General features: G+C 76.5%; 2 protein-coding genes. Both read right to left on the minus strand.

Annotation, left to right across the window (positions count from 1 at the left end):
• Positions 1-114: 114 nt before the first annotated feature.
• Positions 115-492: a hypothetical protein gene (locus ACFWY6_RS01125; protein ID WP_384684779.1), complete on the minus strand. Its 378-nt coding sequence runs from the start codon at positions 490-492 to the stop codon at positions 115-117.
• The gene (locus ACFWY6_RS01130; RefSeq protein WP_384684782.1) at positions 489-1196 is read right to left on the minus strand and encodes a hypothetical protein; all 708 of its coding nucleotides are present in this window, start codon (positions 1194-1196) and stop codon (positions 489-491) included. The genes ACFWY6_RS01125 and ACFWY6_RS01130 overlap by 4 nt, the downstream gene beginning before the upstream one ends.
• Positions 1197-1471: the final 275 nt, after the last annotated feature.

Consider the following 1471-nt stretch of genomic DNA (forward strand, 5'->3'; position numbering starts at 1 on the left):
ACCGTGGCGGGTGGGGGGGGGCTGGGTGTGTGTTACACACCCCCTCACAATCGGGGCCGCGAGCCGCCCCCCCCGGGGGGGGCCCTGCCCGCCCCCCCCCCCCCGCCACGCCCGTCACGCCACCCCCCCCGGCCGCGCCGCCCAGACGGCGGGGTCGGCGGCGCCCATGTCGAGGTAGGTGGTCCGCCGCCCGTCAAGCGCGGCCGCCCGCAGCGGCGCGGGCAGGTCCGGCGAGTCGAGGGCGGCGTCGGTGCCGTCCGTGGTGTCCGTGTCGACCTGTCCGGTCAGCTCGTACAGCTGACGCACCCGCACCAGCTGCGCGACGGCACCGGACCTGGCGCCCGCGGAGACCTGTTCGAGCCGCGCATGGTGCACGAGCAGCCCGATGGCCACGGCGACCACCGCGCAGCCGAGCGCGAGCAGCGCGGCGATCTTCCAGCGCAGGCCGAGCGAGTTGAGGGCGGCGCGGGCGCGCCGGGCGACGCCCCTCACGCGCCGGGCTCCGAGCCGCGCGAGGGCGCCGGGGCGGGGGACCGGGTGCGGTCCTGGCCCGCCGTCCTCCCGTAGTTCTTGGTGTCGCTCACCGTGGACATCCGTACGCCGTCCCAGTGGAACCGCACCGCCTGCTCGCCGCCGCCCGCGCACGAGCTGCGCAGCAGCAGATCAGGGCCGATCGTCTCGATGCTCACGCGCTTCCCCGAGGCGAACAGGATGGGGTAGACGCGGCCGCCGAGCGCCCGGTAGACGGAGAGCACACTGTGTCCGCTCTCCGTGTCGGCGGCCACGAGCAGCTCGGGCTTCCCGTCGCCCGTCAGGTCCTTCAGCATGACCGGCCTGAGCCCGGCACGCCCCGGCCGTTCGATCGTGGGGCGGTCGGCGAGGGCGCGCATCCGCGGGTCGGCCCGCAGGACCGCACGGACGTCGAGGCCGCCGATGCCCTCCTTGCCCACGTCGGGCAGCCCGTCCAGGGGTTCCGGCGGCGGCTGGTGGGTGGCGGTGTCGGCGCCGGGCGCCTTGGCCGACGTACCCGACCAGGCGGGCCAGAGCGGCTCGGGGCGCGGCTGCACGGAGACGGACGGCGCGGGCTCACCGGCGTCGAGCCCGTCCACGCCGGCGCATCCGGCAAGCACGACGACCGCGGCGACGGCGAAGGGCGCGCCGCGCAGGAGGCGGGGGCGGGGGCAGCTGAGTTTCATGGCCCTGTCGACGTTAGGAAGCGTCCGTCACGGAGACCGGGAGGTTGTGTAACAGCCGTCGGTACGCCGGTCGGGTACGCGAGGTTCGGGACCTTCGGCAGGGCCGGTGGCCCTGTCCTGCGAGCGTCTGCGGCGAGAATCGGTGCATGACGTCGACGTACGAAACCGGAGAGCCGGGGGGGGGGGGGGGGTGTCGACGGGGGCGGGGGCGGTGTCGACGGGGGCGGGGGCCGTGTCGGCCTGTGCCGGGGCCGGGACGGAGGCCGTCTCGGCGG

It is taken from the genome of Streptomyces sp. NPDC059037 (assembly GCF_042740015.1).
GTDB lineage: Bacteria > Actinomycetota > Actinomycetes > Streptomycetales > Streptomycetaceae > Streptomyces.

Coding starts and splice junctions, on each gene's coding strand:
- ACFWY6_RS01130 (WP_384684782.1), bottom strand. CDS start 1,196: ATGAAACTCAGCTGCCCCCGCCCCCGCCTCCTGCGCGGCGCGCCCTTC.